Source organism: Gilliamella sp. Pas-s27 (genome assembly GCF_009795865.1).
Classification (GTDB): Bacteria; Pseudomonadota; Gammaproteobacteria; order Enterobacterales; family Orbaceae; genus Gilliamella.
In genome coordinates this window covers 76,069-94,211 of the sequence record NZ_WTEW01000004.1, presented here as the reverse complement: position 1 = coordinate 94,211, position 18,143 = coordinate 76,069, and the positions used below count along the sequence as shown (strand labels likewise).

Sequence of the window (18,143 nt, the reverse complement as noted above, 5' to 3'; positions counted from 1 at the left end):
ATTATAAAAAAATAAATTTAATTGATTATGATCTTATTCTTTTTTCTTCTTCAGTTAATGAATTAACAAAAGCTGGACGTTCAAAAATTCGTGCCATATAAGCTAGGTAATTCTTTTCAGCTACTTTGGGTAATTCAATACCAAGTAATGGTAAGCGCCAAAGCAATGGAGCAAAATAACAATCACATAATGTGAAATCATCACTCATAAAATAGTTTTTTTCTTTAAACATAACCGAAATTGAAACAAGATCATCAATAAGATTCTTCCGTGCTATTTTAGCAGCATCGCTATTAGGATCGGCAATAATTGTTTCGTAAGCGCTATACCATTCTTTTTTAATACGATACATTGTTAATCGTGAATTAGCGCGAACAATTGGATAAACAGGCATTAATGGTGGATGAGGGAAACGTTCATCAAGATACTCTAAAGCAATGTGAGGTTCGTATAACGTAAGATCGCGGTCAATTAATGTTGGAATTGAAGCATAAGGATTAAGATCCAATAATTCCTGTGGTAAATTATCTGCCGTTACAAACTCGATTTCGGCAGTTACCCCTTTTTCTGCTAGAACAAAACGGATCTGATGCCCGTAAATATCTGTTGTATCACAAAATAATGTCATTACAGAACGTTTATTAACAGCAACAACCATATCCACTCCAATTTGTAAAAATTAAAATAAGTCTATTTGCTTGCTATTCTAGCAAATTAGATAACAAATTTGTTAAAAAAATTAATTTTATTATATCCTTTTTCATTAATTTGTAATGAAAACAAAAAGTTTTAGAAAAAAATATAATTTAATATAACAATTGTTAAGTTATTTTATATCATTAAGTTAAATAATTTTATTAGCTTTTATAGATACCTATTTATCTATATGAATTCCTCGCGTTGTTTACAGAATTTGAGAATCTACTGTAATGAATATGCATAAAAAATAAAACTAACGACTTATCACAAACAAGAGATATGGAGCTTATACCATAAAGAAAAAATAACTGTCATTGATGTGTCAAAACGCTTTATAGTCAATCACCCGACCATTTATAACGAGCTAAAGAAAGCTTAATTAAAGTCGAAAAGCCAATTGAAGATAAATTAGGACCTCAAGCTAAACGTTATAACAAAACCTATCCTAGTGAAATGTTGCATGTCGACACCAAAAGTTTACCTTATCCCTTAAACAAGTTGTATGAATTAGTGTAGCCGATCCAAAATATAGCCAAACTAATCCAAGTAATAATCCCCCGAAAATTTTCAAACATCCCCCCTCGTATCTCTAAATAGCGATCGTTATAGGCATAATAAGGCCCAATAGGGCGTGGATTATTACTGACCGACTCTTTAGTATAATCTTTGGCGACTTCGCTTAATTTCATTGAGTTATCAGAATAATCTTTTTCAATTTTTTACGGATTTCAGGTTTAATTGCACTACCTAACCACAATATAAATTCACCAATATACATTAAAATGTCCCCTGAATTGCTTGGTAAAACTCGTTTAACTCTTTAGTTAAGTCATCAAAATGATCACGTTTAGAATCTTTACTCAAGCAGTCTTGATCTAATCTTACCAATTAATCTTCTGAACTCTCTTTTATTGGCTTTTCAGCTTGTTTTGCTATTTTTGTTTTTCTTTTTCGGCTGGCTTTTTTCTTGGGTCTTTTAAATTGACCATAGTCAATAAGTTCGCCTGTTTCATCATCAATCACGCCCCACTCTTGGCTACTATCTAAAATCGCCTTTTGTACATCGGGTGGGTAATCTGATAGGGTCGTTTCTTTTGGTAGCGGTTTACCCAGTTTACCAGCTTGCCTGATCACTTTTGGCCAACGAGGTTGCCAGCATAGGCATTCCGAAATAAAGTAACCCACCGTATAAAATGGCAATAAGATTAAAAAGACAGGAATTAACATTAAAATGATGATCACACTAGGGTTATTTTTTACCAGATGAATCATAGGGCTCATATGCCCTTCAATACCATGAAAGGGCATCGGTAAATGGGTGCTTAGGCGTGGTTTGGGCAGATTTTGGGGACCGTCTTCCATATAACGGCGGATAAATTCCCACTCGTCTTTATAATCTTGAGGATCATAAGTGTTTTTGCCTACGCCTACGGACTGTGCAACTGGAAAGCCAGTTTTATAAGGGTGAAAGGAGAACACATTAACTAAGTTGGTACCGCCCATATCCGAGCCTGTCTCGCCAAAATTAGCGGGCATAATATGTTCCCATTTAAACACTGCAGTACCGCCACAATATTTAGGGCGTTGTACATACACTTGCCGTGTTACCCGATTAAACCGTACCCGAATATGGCGAAGCGTGAATAACTCCAAGCGACAGATATAACGGAAGTAGCGGATGCATAAATAAGTAGAGACTAAAAAAATGATTGCAAAAAATACCATTGCAAATATTCCAGAACCAATTTTATAATTATCCCATTCATTATTGTATAATTTTAAAGCCACTTTAAGTGCGAAATAACCTCCTGATGCTATAATAAAAAATATAGCAAAACTAATCCAAGTAATAATCCCCCGAAAATTTTCAAACATTCCCCCTCTTATCTCTAAATAGCGATCGTTATAGGCATAATAAGGCCCAATCGGGCGTGGGTTATTACTGACTGACTCTTTGGTATAATCTTTGGCGACTTCGCTTAACTTCATATCACCACTAAAATAGCCCATTTTCAATTTTTTACGCGTTGCGGTTTTAATTGCACTACTGAACCAAAATAAATATTCACCAATATACATTAAAATGTCCCCTGTACTGCTTGATTAAACTCACTTAGCTCCTCGGTTAAGTCATCAAATTGATCACGTTTAGAATCTTTACTCAAGCAGCCTTGAGCTAATCTTACCAATTAATCATCTGAACTCTCTTTTATTGGCTTTTCAGCTTGTTTTGCTATTTTTGTTTTTCTTTTTCGGCTGGCTTTTTTCTTGGGTCTTTTAAATTGACCATAGTCAATAAGTTCACCCGTTTCGTCATCAATCACGCCCCACTCTTGGCTACTATCTAAAATCGCCTTTTGTACATCGGGTGGGTAATCTGATAGGGTGGTTTCTTTTGGTAACGGTTTACCGGGTTGCCCTGCTTGCCTAATCACTTTGGACCAACGTGGTTGCCAGCATAGGCATTCCGAAATAAAGTAACCCACCGTATAAAATGGCAATAAGATTAAAAAGACAGGAATTAACATTAAAATGATGATCACACTAGGATTATTTTTTGCCAGATGAATCATAGGGCGAATATGCCCCTCAACACCGTGAAAAGGTATGGGTAAATGGGTGCTTAGGCGTGGTTTGGGCAGATTTTGGGGACCGTCTTCCATATAACGGCGGATAAATTCCCACTCGTCTTTATAATCTTGAGGATCATAAGTGTTTTTGCCTACGCCTACGGACTGTGCAACTGGAAAGCCAGTTTTATAAGGGTGAAAGGAGAACACATTAACTAAGTTGGTACCGCCCATATCCAAGCCTGTCTCGCCAAAATTAGCGGGCATAATATGTTCCCATTTAAATACCGCAGTACCACCACAATATCTAGGACGTTGTACATACACTTGCCGTGTTACCCGATTAAACCGTACCCGAATATGACGGAGGGTAAATAACTCTAAGCGACAGACATAACGGAAGTATCGGATAAATAAGTAAGAAAAGAGTAAAAAAATAATTGACAAAAATATTATTGCAAATATTCCAGAAACAATATTTACTCCTCCATCTTTATATAATTGTAAAGCAATTTGAAAACCAGCATTACAACATGAAAAAGAAACAAAAAATATAGCCAAACTAATCCAAGTAATAATCCCCCGAAAATTTTCAAACATCCCCCCTCTTATCTCTAAATAGCGATCGTTATAAGCATAATAAGGTCCAATCGGGCGTGGATTATGACTGACTGACTCTTTGGAATAATCTTTGGCGACTTCGCTTAACTTCATATCACCACTAAAATAGCCCATTTTCAATTTTTTACGCGTTGCGGTTTTAATTGCACTACTGAACCAAAATAAATATTCACCAATATACATTAAAATGTCCCCTGTACTGCTTGATTAAACTCACTTAGCTCCTCGGTTAAGTCATCAAATTGATCACGTTTGGGATCTTTACTCAAGCAGCTTTGATCTAACCTTACTAATTAATCCCCTGAGTTCTCTTTTATAGGCTTTTCAGCTTGTTTTGCTATTTTTGTTTTTCTTTTTCGGCTGGCTTTTTTCTTGGGTCTTTTAAATTGACCATAGTCAATAAGTTCACCCGTTTCGTCATCAATCACGCCCCACTCTTGGCTGTTATCTAAAATCGCCTTTTGTACATCGGGTGGGTAATCTGATAGGGTGGTTTCTTTTGGTAGAGGTTTACCCGGTTTACCCGCTTGCCTGATCACTTTTGGCCAACGAGGTTGCCAGCATAGGCATTCCGAAATAAAGTAACCCACCGTATAAAATGGCAATAAGATTAAAAAGACGGGGATTAACATTAAAATCATGATCACACTGGGGTTATTTTTTGCCAGATGGATCATGGGGCGAATATGCCCCTCAACACCGTGAAAAGGCATGGGTAAGTGGGTGCTTAGGCGTGGTTTAGGTAGGTTTTTAGGACCGTCTTCCATATAACGGCGGATAAATTCCCACTCGTCTTTATAATCTTGAGGATCATAAGTGTTTTTGCCTACGCCCACGGACTGTGCAACTGGAAAGCCAGTTTTATAAGGGTGAAAAGTAAACAAGTTAACCACATTAGTACCGCCCATATCCGAGCCAGTCTCGCCAAAATTAGCGGGCATAATATGTTCCCATTTAAATACTGCAGTACCACCACAATATCTAGGGCGTTGTACATACACTTGCCGTGTTACTCGATTAAACCGTACCCGAATATGACGGAGGGTAAATAACTCTAAGCGACAGACATAACGGAAGTAGCGGATGCATAAGTAAGTGGAAACTAAAAATATAATTAAAAAAAATATTATTGCAAATATACCCGAGGCAATATTACCACGCTCATGATGATATAATTTGAGTAAAATATTTAATCCCAAATCTCCACTAGAATAAGGAATAAAAAATATAGCAAAACTAATCCAAGTAATAATTCCCCGAAAATTTTCAAGCATACCTCCTCGTATCTCTAAATAGCGATCGTTGTAGGCATAATAAGGCCCTATCGGGCGTGGATTATGACTGACCGACTCTTTAGTATAATCTTTGGCGACTTCGCTTAATTTCATTGAGTTATCAGAATAATCTTTTTTCAATTTTTTACGGATTTCAGGTTTAATTGCACTACCTAACCACAATATAAATTCACCAATATACATTAAAATGTCCCCTGAACTGCTTGGTAAAACTCGTTTAACTCTTCAGTTAAGTCATCAAATTGATCACGTTTGGGATCTTTACTAAAGCAGCAACGATCTAACCATTTTTGTAATGCATTATCGTCAAAAATTATCATAACGACACACACTACGATAGTAAATAAGGTTGCAAAAAAACTTACCACGCCAATTACTATAGCTACCCCTCGTTGCAATGCTATCCGTCCTAAAAATAATCCCCATTCAGCCATAGCTACCCAAATAGTTCGCTTAATACTTTGATTTACAATTCTTTCTAGCCATGGAACTAAAGAACCTAATGCCGCTAAAAATTGTGATATACTAAGCGCAAAGGTTGCCATTGCTCTAGCATAATAAGCTATTGTTATTATATCGTTATTTTTTTCACTTGCTTTTTTACCATCTATAAAATCAAAGTATACGGACATTCCTCCTGCCATTGCCGATAAGGTTGCACCCCATAAAAATATCCGACCAAAGGCATTACGCGTTACAATTGTCGTCATCGATTTTGGATCTCTACCGATACAACATTCAACAACACTAGTCCCTATTTGGAATATTGCAGCCATGGTTGTCATCCCTGATGCGATAAGTTCGGCACGCTCTCGCCAATTTGTCCATTTGCCTTGTGTAATTTTTCGGATTGTGTCATAGGCACTAAATCCGAAAACGATCATTGCAATTCGGGTATTAACCAGATCGGCATTTTGAAAATGCTCTCCCGCTCTACGGGTTATTTGTCCAGCACCTTTTGCTGGGTCAGCGGTAAAGCTTTTTCCACAAATATTAATGCGTAAACCATACAGCTTTCGCGCCTCTTTATTAATTCTAGACAAAATCATATTACCAAAAAAGTTAAGAACTCGTTGTTCAGCCTGTGTTGAAGTAACCTTTAAAAAATGTCGTACTAAATCGGCAAATGAAATTGATAATAATGCAATAGGCAAGCCACGTTTCGCCAAGTCATCAATTATGGGACCCGTTTGATTAATATGGTTTGTAATTTTATTAAGTAAATCAACAGCAGTATCAACCGTTGATAGGTGCTCAGTATTTGTAATAGGACCATCAGTAATGATGATTTTTTCTTGTAAATCCAGATACTCATTAATCGTATCAATTATGCTAGTGATATTAAAACTATAGGCACGCCAACATAAATTTTCACGGGTAATTTTGGAGGCACTCCACCATTTATCAAATAGTTTTCTTACAGAAGGCGAACCGCTTGCACCACAGAGACATGCACTGACTTGCAGAGTAAACTGAATGCCATCGAGTTTTTCGTTAGAGTCATAAAAATCTAGCGCTAGTAGCAAATGTTCAGACTTTAACCACTTTATATAATCTTGACTATGATTTTCTGCCTTTTGTTCGGCTAATTGACTTTTTTCATCAAAATTTTTTTTAAAGGTATCGAGCTTTTCTTGCGATAATCGGTTCCAATATTTTTTTTCAAATTCATCTTCCGAGGCTTCTTGGGTATAGATATTATCAATGTTTTTTTCATACCGTTCTTGATCTTTATCAATATTTCTATTTAGAATTTCTTTCATTTCATCAGATAGTTCTGGATCTGAGCCATATATTCTTAAGTAATCATAATATTCATTTTGCTTTTTTATCATTTGTTGTATGCGCATTTGGCGGAATGAATCTTTAAGTCCATAGAGCTGTCTATAAATGAGTAAGCGGTGTTCGTTAGGAATACCTTCATTATCTTTAGTTTCCATCCAAGGTTTCATATTTTGTTGTAATGCTTGATTACGGCGGTTATTTAAGCTTTGAGTGATGCCGATAGCATCGTTGACGACAATGGCTGCACCTTGGCATTTCTTCAGCTTTTTGTATATCGATAAATAACGATAAAAATTCTTACCTATGGATGCATCATTAAAATTTGTACGCTTGGAGTAAACAAATTCTACATTCTGTTTTTTTTGATATGCTTGATATCGCTCACCTGATTGATTACCCCAAAAAGGCGTGTTATTTAAAAATTTCTCTTGGGTTGCTAGCTTTTCTGCTGTCGAAAACTCTAAAATATTGGGTGAAAATTCATCTGGTAATATTGATTTAACTCCGTTGCGAATTTCATCGGGCGTTATGCCGTCAAGTAAATAGAGATCTTGATCTTCATACTGCGCTAATAGCTTTGCACTGATTTTATTGGGTGCAAATATAAAATAAAGCTTGATGATATTTTCACTCTCTTTAAAACTAATATACGATGCATCGGCCCCATCAATTGCAATATTACAGGTATAGGTAGGGGGAGTATTGCTTACATTTTCAATATCTTTATGTTCAATCAAACACCCCTCAGGGCTAGAAGTAAATACACGCCATTTTTTGCCCGTGTTACGATGTTCTAAAACGTATAAATAACCTTGCCTAAGCGTTTGTAAACAATACTTAGAATGTGTTAATGGTATATCTTTAACTTTTTTTTGCACAAAATTTGGTAATGGTGGTATATCGTTGCGCGATAGATAACCAGCTGTAGACAAACGAGTTGGTAGCACAAATAAATTACCCTCTTTGTCTTGACAACTAGGACAGCGTTTACCGAGGTTTTGTTCATTTGTCTTCAATAGCCCTAGCAAATTATCAAGCGATGCCATGTTTTATTCCTTCTTGCCATTCATTAAAATATTTTTTAATTTTGTTGATATCCTTATTATTAATAAGGTTAGCACATAGATCTTTATCTATTGATTGAAAAAATAATGGTGGTTGAGCCATGATATAGCTAACCATATAATCAAGCATGTGTTTATCAGGTTGCGTGTAACTTGCCATATACACCCATTCTAACAGCTGATTTAATATTTTTTTCTGCTCTGTGGTTAATGTGTTATTTTGCTGATTTGTCGTAATGTATTCGTAATAATTATATGTCTGTGCAATATTTAGTTGTTGCCATTGGCGAGAGCTTATTTGATAGTTAATATCAGATAAGATTATTTCTGGTTTATGATGTAGTTCAATATAGTTATCATGCCAATAATACCAATACTCAATTACACCGAATAAGCCATCTAATTGCTGCTGTTCAAAAATTCTAACTAAATGATTTAAAACTTTGGGATCATAAAAACGAAAAAAATAATAGCTTCCATCATAGCGCATAAACATGGCATTACTAATTTGTTTTTGAATATAATTAATTGGATATAGTGAAAATAAGATCGCAATTTCTGCAGATTTTTTATCATTTAAGTTTTGAATAATATCTTCTAAAATCGATGTTGGCTTCGATTGCGTACTTTCGGCTATTATTGATTGTTTGGATATTGTGCAAAGCTGTAAGCATTCATAATCTGTCGATACGGTATCTTGCCTATCGCGAACTGGGACAATTGACTCAAAATCAAAACAATTTTTTAAAAAGAATTCATCATTGATTTTGGGATCAACAAGTAAATGTAATCTACCAAACTGCATTAGATGCTGAATAATTGTTTGAATAATTTGGTTATCAGGTATTAAATTTTGCATTATTTTCTTTCCACAAAAATAGCATGTTCATTGGTTGAGTTTTCTTGAACTCCAGAACAAATAGGGGGTAATTTTGATTTGATGTCCATATTTGCCGTCCCCATCTTCTGCAATACATTACACTTAAGATAGATATTATCCTGTGTACCCAGTTCGATACCTTCGCTGCTGATTTTGATATAAGAGCCACCGCAGATAAGCGTGATGTTGTCTGTTGCAGTAAGGGTGACTTTGCCATCCACACTATCCACTTTGATATCTTGTTTGGCCGCCATATTAAGATTGGCGTTTTGGGCTTGCAGGTCGATATCGCCTTGGTTGGCAAACAGTTTCATCCCCGATTTTTGGGCGAATAACCCCAGCGCCTCGCCCGATGAGAGGGTGACGTTTTTTAAGGCGTTGATATCGGTTTGGTGTTCACTGGTTAAGCTGAGGCTGTTAGCGGTAGACAGTTGGATGTTTTCAGGACTGGTTAAGGCCATCCCTTCTTGGGCATAGGCCAGTAGGCCACTTTGGGTTAGCTGCGTTAAGTTGGCTTTAAGCTGCTCTTGGCTGTCAGTATCGGCGCGGTGTGCTTCAGACTGGGTAGCGGCATTTTGGAGCGCTTTGGCAATCGATAAGGCATTTTCAAGTTGGGTGATGGCCGCTTGCATATCAAGCTGTTTACCTTGCGCTTTAGGCTCAGTTTGGGTGGTGATGTATAAGCCTCTATTGGCGGCAATCGCTCCCCAATCATCAGTGCGTAGCTCAAATCCCTCTCCGCGCTCGTCTTTGTTTTGGTTAACTAAAATACCTTTGATTAATATAACTAATTTATATTGATTAATTAGATAGCAGGAAAAACACATTTGCCAGAAAAAAGATAAGAGTATCAATTTTTATCAATCTAGGAAGGTGACGGCAGCTTGCTTTATAGACCGTAATGATAAGCTTTGTCTAATTAGGCATCAGAAGCAAACGAGTAAGATATGTTTTCCTGAAAAAACAGAAAAATAAAAACTTCAATAAAATCAATAACTTTCCTGAACGATTTTTGAGTGATTAAACTTGCGGTTATTAAATTATTACATCTACAACGTTACTGATTTGTTAAGTGTTGAAAACTATCTATACTTGTGTAATTGGTTAATTTTTTATAAATTTGTCGATACAATTTGTATGCTCTGTCCTCTTTTTCATGTTTTAATCCTCTTTTATTTTTATTATGGAAAATTTTCTACTTTTTTGCTGTGCTATTTTAGAGGATATTTACAATTATAATTCTAAAATTACCACTTATTTATTACACAATATTAGGAGTTAATTTATGCCCATATGTCATTTTCTATTTATTTCAATTATACTTATCTGTAATTTTTAATAGAATTAAATAAATTTATGTTGGAACTTATACAAACTGTCGGCTTTGGTTTAATTTTGTTTATCCCCCTAACGAATCCTTTAACCACTGTAGTACTTTTATTGGGTCTATCTGGTGATATGACCAATGAAGAGCGTAATTACCAGTCAAAGTTAACCTGCATTTACGTTTTCATGATTATGGTTGTGTCATTTTATTGCGGACAATTAGTAATGAGTACATTTGGCATATCAATCCCCGGATTACGCATCGCTGGTGGTATGATTGTGGGGATTATTGGTTTTAGAATGTTGTTTCCACAACAGCCATCACATAAAACCCTTGAAGCCGATGCCAAAAAGAAAGAAATTTCAAATAATATTGCTTTTGTACCACTCGCTATGCCAAGTACTGCAGGACCAGGAACCATAGCAATGATAATTAGTATGTCATCAACAGTAAAAAGTGGCGGTTACGATGTTTCAAATTGGGTTGTATATACCGCTTCCATTTTAGTGCCTTTATTATTATGTATTATTCTTTGGTTTTGTATGCGCAGTGCAGGCAGTATAATGCGTTTTATGGGAAAAAGTGGCATTGAAGCCACTTCAAGAATTATGGGATTTTTATTAGTTTGCGTTGGAACACAGTTTATAATTAATGGTATTAAAGAGCTTATATTGAATTTTCCTAATATTTAATATTAAAACTAATTTAAAAAAGCTAAAGAGTTGGTATGTTTTTTATCATTTCTACTCGCATTAAATAATCATAAAGCGGAACTAACTGTTTAAACCCTTTAACTAATTTTTGGGGTAAGTCACTATTTAACACATCTTCAATATGATTACTTGTGACCATAACTGCAAGATTTTTTCTGTTATACCATGTTGCAATTTTTTCATCCTGCTCTTTGATTAAAGGACGTTTATAACTTTCTCCAACAAGTTCAAATGGTTTTTTGACACAACGTGTCATGGATAAAAACTTCTTAGTATCGTTAAGAATTTCATCTCGAAAAATATCCATCGTTTGTTTTGATGAACAATAATAGCCAAGTCCATATTGATAGCTGCTTGGGCTAATTTCAAAAAAATAAGCAGGTGCTTCTTTCCAATCTCTATTAGGTCTTTTAAATGTCAACCATAATCGGCTACGATAAAGTGATTTATCATTTGAAAAACGGGTATCTCGATGTATACGTGAAATCGTTTTACCAATAGCGGGGCGAGTTTCAAACCACTCGTCAATTTTAAGCATTTCTGGTGCTAATTGTTCAACTAAAAGCCTAAATGGTTTAACTAAATCGTTATCATAAATAGCACGATGTTCTTCAAACCATGGTTTGCTGTTATTTATCCAAGCATCTTGTAAAAAATTAAGTCCCTCTTGCGTAAATCCAGTAAAGTTTGCCATTGCTTACTCCTTAAATAACGCTCTGACTTTTTCTAAATCTTCCAAAGTATCAACACCAATCGCTGGAAATTGTTTTGCCACGGCAACATGGATCTTTTCGCCATACCAAAGCACTCTAAGTTGTTCAAGCATTTCAATTTGCTCAAGTAAAGATGGTGCCCAATTAATATACTGACGAATAAAACCAGCACGATAGGCATAAATACCAATATGACGAAGATAAAAATCACCAATGCAGGACTGTTTTAATAGATTGGTCGATTTTGCAAATCGATCTCGTTCCCAAGGAATCGTAGCACGAGAAAAATAAAGCGCATAACCATCTTTATCAGTCACAACCTTAACCGTACCAGTATTAAATGCCTCTTCAACAGAGTCAATTGGTACGGCCAACGTTGCCATTCCTGTTTTATATTGCACTAAATTTTCAGCCACTTGGTTAATAATAACAGGCGGAATTAAGGGTTCATCGCCCTGTACATTGACAATAATTTCATCATCTGCAAATTGATAAGCATTAATAACTTCTGCCAACCTTTCAGTGCCTGAATTATGCTTATCACTTGTAAGAATGACTTCTCCGCCATGCGTTTTGACCACATCAAAAACTTGCTGATGATCGGTTGCAATGATCACTCGATTGGCTAAGGATTTTTGAGCTTGCTCCATTACACGCACAATCATAGGTTTTCCATGAATGTCCGCTAGTGGCTTAGCTGGTAAACGGCTTGAACCATATCTAGCAGGAATAATAACCGAAAAATTCATAACTAATATCCTATCTTTTTATTCTGGAATAGATACTGGTTTATTAAGTGGCTTTGCTTCACATTCAAGCAAAACAGGAATATTATCTTTTACTGTATAAACTAAGTTATCAGCTGAACAAATTAGTTGCTGATTGCTAGCATCGTACTGTAGTTGCCCATGGCATTTTGGACAAGCAAGTGCACTCAAAAGGATTTCTTTCATATTTTACTCTCTTTGGGAATTTATTTTATCTAATAAAGAACAGATCTGCTCAATTGCTTGCACGGGTATTACCGCATCAACAGGAAGATACCACCAATTTGGTTGAGCAAATTGTCTGCACTTAACCGCATCTTTTTCAGTCATTAAAAGAGTTTGGTCACAATTTGCAATATCGTTTAACAATGACAACGTAAATTTTTGATGATCAGCAAAAGGAACGGTTTTAATCACATTCGTTTGCATTTTAATCAACATATCAAAAAAACGGTTGGGATTACTAATGCCTGCAATAGCGCAAATACTTTGTAATGAAGATAATGGTTTTCTTTCTTGAGTAAGCAAATTTACTGCATATCGCGGTGCTAATTGCATGGTATAGGCTTTATTCGGGTACTGTTGAGCTAGGTCATTTACACTATCACCATTTATAATAATCAAATCAACCGATTTTAATCGACTTTCTCGCTCTCGCATTGGCCCCGCTGGCATCCACCATCCATTACCAAATAAACGTTTTCCATCAACAACTACCACCTCAATATCACGCGATAATGCATAATGTTGCAAACCATCATCAGTCAAAATAACATCTAATTGATATCGCTTTAATAGCGCTTGAACAGCTTCAGAACGATGCGGAGATACCGCAACAGGCACATTAGTACGTTGATAAATCAGCACAGGCTCATCACCGGCTTGTTCGGTTGTTGTTGTTTTATCTAAAATAAGAGGATAACTGTCAGCATTACCGCCATAGCCACGAGAAACAACGCCAACTTGTAACCCTTTTTGTTTTAGTGATTCAATTAAACCAACAACTAATGGCGTTTTACCATTACCACCAACAGATAAATTGCCAATAATAATGATAGGCACGGGTGAACGCCAAGCTTTTAAAATTCCAACTTGATATAAAGAGCGACGAACAAAAGCAATCAAACCATATAATAAAGAAAATGGTATGAGTAACCAAAATAAACGATTTTTACCATACCATAGTTTTTCAATCATAACTTTAACATCACTCGATTAAATTTAGTAAAATTGCGTATATCTTAATGTTGATATCACAATTATAAAAATAGCAACTTATAACCAAAGTTAGCTTATTTTACTCATAAATTGGAAAACTACCAAACCAATCATGATACCATCTAGGTTTAATTTCACCTCGCATAGTTTTTAGCTGCCAAGTTTGTTTATCAAAAAATAGACTTATTTGCCCTGTTTTAGCCGTAACATAGCTATCTAGTTGTAAATCTTGATACTTCCTTATTACTTTAGAGGAAGGTAGTTTCCAAGGATTATACCGAGAAGTAGAAACTAATAACTTTACTGGTTTAACATGATTTAAAAATGGATAACTTGATGAAGTATTACTACCATGATGTGGCGCTTGTAAAATAGTCGAAGTTAGCTGGTTTTGGTATTTAGTCACTAATTGATACTCTTGATTACGCTCTAAATCACCCGTTAATAATACAGAAAACCGCCCATCACTAATTTGCACTACACAAGAGTCTTCATTTTGAGCATAATCAACTAATTTATTAGGCCATAACACACTAAACGTTAGTTCGTTCCAAATAAAATGATTGCCAGCTAAGCATTGATAGTCATTATTAAAACTAGAAGAAGAGCTCATTAACCATGCTTTAGGATAAACATATTGTAACATATCCAAACCACCAACATGATCATTGTGTTGATGGCTAATAATAATGCCTTGTACATTCAAATTATGCCATTGTAAAAAAGGAATGATGATTCTTTCTACCGCTGAACTTTTTTCCCATTTTGCGCCAGTATCATACAAAATTGCTGACTTTCCATCATGAATAACAATCGCCAATCCATGGCCAACATCTAGCATATCTAACCGCCAGCGATAATGTGGCTGTTTAAAAATAGGCGTAATTAATAACATAAAAATAACAGCTAAAGTAACGCTAAAACGGCGCCAAGATCCTGTGCGTATGATAATGACAGTAAGCCAACCAACAAAACTTAACAAATAAAAATTTGCAGGAATTTTAAGCCATAGAAAATTGAACCAATTTAAACTAAAAAATAACCACTCTAATGATTTATCAGCAATTGACCAACACCATAATGCGATATAAAAACAGTCCATAAGGCTAAATATCAACGCAAATAAAACAGCAGGAAAAGTACATAACGAAATAATAGGAATCGCAATTAAATTCGTTAAAATAGAAACGCCACTAACTCCCTGAAAAACAAAACATTGAATAGGAAGCAATAACATAGTTAAACCCAATTGCAAATGTAATAATCTAACCATATACCAACGCTTTTTATATTTTATTTCTTGAGGTATTGGTAACCATTCAAATAAAAAAATTAAGCTAATTACGGCATAACAAGATAACCAAAAACTTTCAGACAAAATCATCAATGGATCAAATAACAATAGTAATGCAATAATTCGGTTAACCTTTTGCCATGCACTAATTTGATTTTTTTTATAACACAAATAAATCCAGATAGATAAGGCCAATATAGCTCGCAAAGTGGGGGGATTAAATCCTGTCAACCAAGCGTAAAAAAATGCAGATAACCAACCTATTACAATAGGCACAAAAAAATGGATGAAACGCTTTGGAATAAAAAACAGAACAATCTTAACCAAAAGACGACTAAGACCAAAAACGACTAAAATATGCATACCCGATATTGCCATTAAATGAGCAATCCCGGTTTGCATCATTACCATACGATGAGATTCATCTAGCTGAGAACGATCACCAAAAGTAAGAGCAAGCAAGATGTCTCGATAGTCAAATAAATCGATGTAAGGAAGTGCCAAATCAACAATTAATTGTTTTAAATTAGATTTGTCGTCTAACAATTTTGCATCAACTAATTTTGCTGATAATAAACTTCGGTTTGCTATTGAAAAGCGCTGGCTATCAAATCCCCCCTCATTAAGATAGCTATGCATAACTTTTGTCTTTAATGTTAATTGCCAAGTTTGCCCTGATTTTGGTGCTATAGTATTATCCCAATAAACCGAAATGGGAATATTATTAGAAAGTGTAAAACCTGAAATAGAAAAAATAGAAAATGACAAATAATAAGGAGATATTGCAGTTGTTTTTTGACGGGTATTAATGTCTACAACTTTTGCTTTAACAACTAACGTTTTATCAATATAAGGTGAAATATTGGTTAAATATTGCTTAGAATAAGCAACAGACCATAAAAAACCTAAGCCAAATACGATAATAATAGATAAATACCAGCAAAATTTAACCAGAACAAACAATACCAAAACAAGCAGAATAATAGCAATAAAATACCACTGAAGATCAGACAATAAATGTGGTAAAAACAGTAGTGTTAAGCAACCCAATGAAAACATGGTAGCTAATAAATCAAGAGAATAAGATTGTCGCATTAAAAGTTGTCATATTTATTTTATATAAATAATCAGCTTATCACTTGATATCGTAAAAAAAGAATTGTGTTTGAAATTTTAGATCTAGCTTCCAATTTTATTATTAATCTAGAAAAAATTTATTAAAACTATTCATAGCATTTTAAATTTTGGATAAATAAGAAAGTACGGAGATCTGAACCTCACAAAAAAACGTATAGAAGTCGGCTATATGATACAAACACCATATTTCTTGTCTGTGATGAGGCGTTAATTCTATTTTTTATGTATATTCATTACAGTAGTTTCTCAAATTACTGTAAATAAAGCGGGAAATTCCTACAATTTGCGTGTTTAATCAAAAATAACCAATAATCTATATTTTATAATCGATTAAACACGTCAATTAATGGTTTATGGTTTACTTATTAATAAAAGTTATCAGCATTATTTATTTCAATAGTATACTCATTTCTTCTCTAACTTGAGGCACAGTTAAGCCAACAATAATTTGTAATGATTGTCCCTTGTATACAACATTTATTGCTCCATAACTTTGAAAATAAGCCACTTCCTGAACTAATTCTGGATTACTTACTTCAATACGTAAACGAGTTGCACAGTTAGTTAATTGTCTAATATTTTCTTTACCACCTAATCCTTCAATAAAGGCAATTGCTTGTTGAATTATCAAATCGTTAGTTTCAAATTCAGTATCAGATTGATTTGGCGATTTATTCTTTTTACTATTTTTGTAATCTGATTTAGTAAATAGTTTAATATTAGTATCTGAACGGCCAGGAGTCATAAGATTGAATTTAAGGATTAAGAATTTAAACACAAAAAAGTAAATTGCTGTAAAAGTTAAACCAACAGTAACTTGAATAACATACGCCATCCAATGATTTTCCCCAAGAGGTAACCAGTTTTGGAAAATAAAATCTATAATACCTGAGTAAAAATTTCCTGATACACCAAGCATATACATAATTGCAGCCATTGACGCTGCTAAAAAAGCATGAACAACAAATAACATAGGTGCAATAAAAAGGAATGTAAATTCAATGGGCTCTGTTATCCCAGTCAGAACTGCGGTAACTGTTGCACCAATTAATAGTCCCAATACCATTTTTTTATTTTCCGGTTTTGCTGTTGCATAAATAGCCATTGAAATACCTGAGCAACCAAATACCTTCCCCATACCAATTAACATAAAACCACCCTGAGGAAATAATTCAGTTAATGATTTTGTGCTGTTAGCAAATTCAGAAATATGAGAAATCCAATAATTGACTGTACCGCCATCGGTAACAATTGGACCAAAATAGATTGGACCATAAACAAAATGATGTAATCCTGTAGGAATTAAAATGCGCTCTAAAAAAGTAAATAGCCATACACCGAATGCACCAGAATTTAAAATGAAAATTTGCAGACTTTGAATACCATTTTGAATAGGAGGCCAAACCAATACCGTCAATACAGCTAGTACCAACATTAAAGGAAAACAGATAATAACGATTAATGGAGTGCCTGTAAATACATTTGCCCATTCAGGTAAACGTAAATCAAAATAACGGTTATGAATCCAAACAGTAAAAGCTGCTGTCATAATTGAACCAACAATAGAAGTATCTAATGTTAATACCCCACTAATTTCAATTAATCCTGTTTGCCCTACTTGATAGTTTATACCTAACTGTTCACTCCAGATATCAAGTATTCCTGCTATAAAATAGTTAAATGTTAAATAAGAGATAAAAGCGGCTAATACAGCTCGGCCTGATGCCTTTTTTGCTAATGCAATTGGCAAACCTAAAGCAAACAACATTGGCATATTTTGAAACAAAACTAGGGATGCTTTTTGAAATACACTGACAATTTTAACATAAGTGGATCCTTCTACAGCAAACGGAAACAAATTAGGATTAAGTAAAACGACAGTCAATCCCAATAAGATACCAGCAACGGGAAAGAGTAATACAGGAACAAACATTGCTGCTCCAAAGCGTTGAATTGTATTTCTCATAACATTAACCTTTTATTAATATAATGATTTTGTTATTCTTAAATATTTCTGTACATGTTTGTGAATAACACTAAACGTTTGCATTTACTCAAAC

Annotated in this window: 15 protein-coding genes; 1 reads left to right on the top strand and 14 read right to left on the bottom strand. The window is 34.7% G+C overall.

From position 1 onward, the window contains the following. Nucleotides 1–25 precede the first annotated feature (25 nt). The 8 genes from GQ589_RS02895 to GQ589_RS02860 all read right to left on the bottom strand — a co-directional run bounded on the left by GQ589_RS02895 (nt 26) and on the right by GQ589_RS02860 (nt 9,741). Nucleotides 26–658 carry a glutathione S-transferase N-terminal domain-containing protein gene (locus GQ589_RS02895; RefSeq protein ID WP_160412545.1) on the bottom strand — a complete coding sequence of 211 codons (633 nt, stop codon included), beginning with the start codon at nt 656–658 and terminating at the stop codon, nt 26–28. A 523-nt stretch (nt 659–1,181) separates the two neighbouring features. Further along, nucleotides 1,182–1,388 carry a hypothetical protein gene (locus GQ589_RS02890; protein WP_160424499.1) on the bottom strand — a complete coding sequence of 69 codons (207 nt, stop codon included), beginning with the start codon at nt 1,386–1,388 and terminating at the stop codon, nt 1,182–1,184. Between the two features lie 199 nt (nt 1,389–1,587). Beyond that, nucleotides 1,588–2,778 carry a DUF6708 domain-containing protein gene (locus GQ589_RS02885; RefSeq protein ID WP_160424497.1) on the bottom strand — a complete coding sequence of 397 codons (1,191 nt, stop codon included), beginning with the start codon at nt 2,776–2,778 and terminating at the stop codon, nt 1,588–1,590. A 110-nt stretch (nt 2,779–2,888) separates the two neighbouring features. Then, on the bottom strand, nt 2,889–4,073 hold the full coding sequence (locus GQ589_RS02880; RefSeq protein ID WP_160424495.1) for a DUF6708 domain-containing protein: 1,185 nt from the start codon (nt 4,071–4,073) through the stop codon (nt 2,889–2,891). Nucleotides 4,074–4,183: 110 nt separating this feature from the next. Continuing rightward, complete coding sequence (locus tag GQ589_RS02875) at nt 4,184–5,368, bottom strand: DUF6708 domain-containing protein (protein ID WP_160424493.1); 1,185 nt, start codon at nt 5,366–5,368, stop codon at nt 4,184–4,186. After that, nucleotides 5,368–8,016: a T6SS effector BTH_I2691 family protein gene (locus tag GQ589_RS02870; RefSeq protein WP_160424491.1), complete on the bottom strand. Its 2,649-nt coding sequence runs from the start codon at nt 8,014–8,016 to the stop codon at nt 5,368–5,370. The genes GQ589_RS02875 and GQ589_RS02870 overlap by 1 nt, the downstream gene beginning before the upstream one ends. Next, nucleotides 8,003–8,893: a DUF4123 domain-containing protein gene (locus GQ589_RS02865; protein WP_160412555.1), complete on the bottom strand. Its 891-nt coding sequence runs from the start codon at nt 8,891–8,893 to the stop codon at nt 8,003–8,005. Before GQ589_RS02865 ends, GQ589_RS02870 begins: the two co-directional genes overlap by 14 nt. Next, entirely contained in the window at nt 8,893–9,741 is an 849-nt protein-coding gene (locus tag GQ589_RS02860; protein ID WP_160424489.1) for a type VI secretion system Vgr family protein, read from the bottom strand. The genes GQ589_RS02865 and GQ589_RS02860 overlap by 1 nt, the downstream gene beginning before the upstream one ends. A gap of 529 nt (nt 9,742–10,270) precedes the next feature. On the opposite strand from GQ589_RS02860, the gene GQ589_RS02855 reads away from it, so the two are divergent. Continuing rightward, nucleotides 10,271–10,933, top strand: a complete 663-nt coding sequence (locus GQ589_RS02855) for a MarC family NAAT transporter (protein WP_160401196.1) — start codon at nt 10,271–10,273, stop codon at nt 10,931–10,933. A 22-nt stretch (nt 10,934–10,955) separates the two neighbouring features. Here the strand turns inward: GQ589_RS02855 and GQ589_RS02850 are convergent, their stop codons facing one another. The 6 genes from GQ589_RS02850 to GQ589_RS02825 all read right to left on the bottom strand — a co-directional run bounded on the left by GQ589_RS02850 (nt 10,956) and on the right by GQ589_RS02825 (nt 18,049). Beyond that, a complete protein-coding gene (locus GQ589_RS02850) occupies nt 10,956–11,648 on the bottom strand; it encodes a DUF2461 domain-containing protein (protein ID WP_160401195.1) in 693 nt (230 codons plus the stop codon). A gap of 3 nt (nt 11,649–11,651) precedes the next feature. Beyond that, complete coding sequence (kdsB, locus tag GQ589_RS02845; protein ID WP_160424486.1) at nt 11,652–12,416, bottom strand: 3-deoxy-manno-octulosonate cytidylyltransferase; 765 nt, start codon at nt 12,414–12,416, stop codon at nt 11,652–11,654. Nucleotides 12,417–12,434: 18 nt separating this feature from the next. Further along, entirely contained in the window at nt 12,435–12,620 is a 186-nt protein-coding gene (locus GQ589_RS02840) for a Trm112 family protein (protein ID WP_160401193.1), read from the bottom strand. A 3-nt stretch (nt 12,621–12,623) separates the two neighbouring features. Then, nucleotides 12,624–13,631, bottom strand: coding sequence for a tetraacyldisaccharide 4'-kinase (lpxK, locus tag GQ589_RS02835; RefSeq protein ID WP_160411275.1), 1,008 nt, complete (start codon nt 13,629–13,631; stop codon nt 12,624–12,626). A gap of 100 nt (nt 13,632–13,731) precedes the next feature. Then, nucleotides 13,732–16,041: a DNA internalization-related competence protein ComEC/Rec2 gene (locus GQ589_RS02830; protein ID WP_160424485.1), complete on the bottom strand. Its 2,310-nt coding sequence runs from the start codon at nt 16,039–16,041 to the stop codon at nt 13,732–13,734. A gap of 430 nt (nt 16,042–16,471) precedes the next feature. Then, nucleotides 16,472–18,049 (bottom strand): alpha-glucoside-specific PTS transporter subunit IIBC, encoded by a 1,578-nt coding sequence (locus tag GQ589_RS02825; RefSeq protein ID WP_160411277.1) that lies wholly within the window; start codon nt 18,047–18,049, stop codon nt 16,472–16,474. Between the last annotated feature and the right edge of the window lie 94 nt (nt 18,050–18,143).

Excerpts from the sequence above, each read along its gene's own strand:
- GQ589_RS02870 (WP_160424491.1), bottom strand. The coding sequence starts at position 8,016 with ATGGCATCGCTTGATAATTTGCTAGGGCTATTGAAGACAAATGAACAA.
- GQ589_RS02865 (WP_160412555.1), bottom strand. The coding sequence starts at position 8,893 with ATGCAAAATTTAATACCTGATAACCAAATTATTCAAACAATTATTCAG.
- GQ589_RS02855 (WP_160401196.1), top strand. The coding sequence starts at position 10,271 with ATGTTGGAACTTATACAAACTGTCGGCTTTGGTTTAATTTTGTTTATC.
- GQ589_RS02875 (WP_160424493.1), bottom strand. The coding sequence starts at position 5,368 with ATGTATATTGGTGAATTTATATTGTGGTTAGGTAGTGCAATTAAACCT.
- GQ589_RS02840 (WP_160401193.1), bottom strand. The coding sequence starts at position 12,620 with ATGAAAGAAATCCTTTTGAGTGCACTTGCTTGTCCAAAATGCCATGGG.
- GQ589_RS02860 (WP_160424489.1), bottom strand. The coding sequence starts at position 9,741 with ATGTGTTTTTCCTGCTATCTAATTAATCAATATAAATTAGTTATATTA.
- GQ589_RS02825 (WP_160411277.1), bottom strand. The coding sequence starts at position 18,049 with ATGAGAAATACAATTCAACGCTTTGGAGCAGCAATGTTTGTTCCTGTA.
- GQ589_RS02885 (WP_160424497.1), bottom strand. The coding sequence starts at position 2,778 with ATGTATATTGGTGAATATTTATTTTGGTTCAGTAGTGCAATTAAAACC.
- GQ589_RS02880 (WP_160424495.1), bottom strand. The coding sequence starts at position 4,073 with ATGTATATTGGTGAATATTTATTTTGGTTCAGTAGTGCAATTAAAACC.
- GQ589_RS02890 (WP_160424499.1), bottom strand. The coding sequence starts at position 1,388 with ATGAAATTAAGCGAAGTCGCCAAAGATTATACTAAAGAGTCGGTCAGT.
- kdsB (WP_160424486.1), bottom strand. The coding sequence starts at position 12,416 with ATGAATTTTTCGGTTATTATTCCTGCTAGATATGGTTCAAGCCGTTTA.
- GQ589_RS02895 (WP_160412545.1), bottom strand. The coding sequence starts at position 658 with ATGGTTGTTGCTGTTAATAAACGTTCTGTAATGACATTATTTTGTGAT.
- GQ589_RS02850 (WP_160401195.1), bottom strand. The coding sequence starts at position 11,648 with ATGGCAAACTTTACTGGATTTACGCAAGAGGGACTTAATTTTTTACAA.
- GQ589_RS02830 (WP_160424485.1), bottom strand. The coding sequence starts at position 16,041 with ATGCGACAATCTTATTCTCTTGATTTATTAGCTACCATGTTTTCATTG.
- lpxK (WP_160411275.1), bottom strand. The coding sequence starts at position 13,631 with ATGATTGAAAAACTATGGTATGGTAAAAATCGTTTATTTTGGTTACTC.